The organism is uncultured Serinicoccus sp. (assembly GCF_947500995.1).
Taxonomy (GTDB): Bacteria; Actinomycetota; Actinomycetes; order Actinomycetales; family Dermatophilaceae; genus Ornithinicoccus.
On record NZ_CANMUA010000033.1, the window covers coordinates 1 to 563 of the forward strand.

At 67.9% G+C, this 563-nt stretch carries 1 protein-coding gene; it reads left to right on the top strand.

The genetic code is table 11. From position 1 onward, the window contains the following. Positions 1–513 (top strand): transposase (locus Q0967_RS17315; RefSeq protein WP_299451308.1); only part of this gene is annotated, 513 nt, incomplete at its 5' end. Positions 514–563: the final 50 nt, after the last annotated feature.

Below are 563 nucleotides of genomic sequence, written 5' to 3' on the forward strand. Positions count from 1 at the left end.
AACCTGCCCGGCGCGTCCTGGCAGCGGTGCCGCACCCACTACTCGGCGAACCTGATGTCGGTGACACCCAAGTCCATGTGGCCGGCGGTCAAGGCGATGCTGCACAGCGTGTACGACCAGCCCGACGCCCCGGCCGTGCACGCCCAGTTCGACCGGCTCATCGACTACGTCACTGACAAGCTCCCCGCGGTCGCCGACCACCTCGCCGGTGCCCGCGAGGACATCCTGGCGTTCACCGCCTTCCCCAAGGACGTGTGGACCCAGATCTGGTCCAACAACCCCGCCGAGCGACTCAACAAGGAGATCCGCCGCCGCACCGACTCCGTGGGCATCTTCCCCAACCGCGACGCGATCGTCCGCCTCGTCGGCGCCGTGCTGGCCGAACAGACCGACGAATGGGCCGAAGGACGCCGCTACCTCGGACTCGAGGTCCTGGCCCGCTGCCGCATCAACATCGTGCCCAGCACCGAACCCGAGATCGGAGCTGATGCCCTACCCGCGCTGACCGCCTGACAACCCCTGTCGAAGGAGCACAGCGCTACACCACTACCCGGGACTTGACC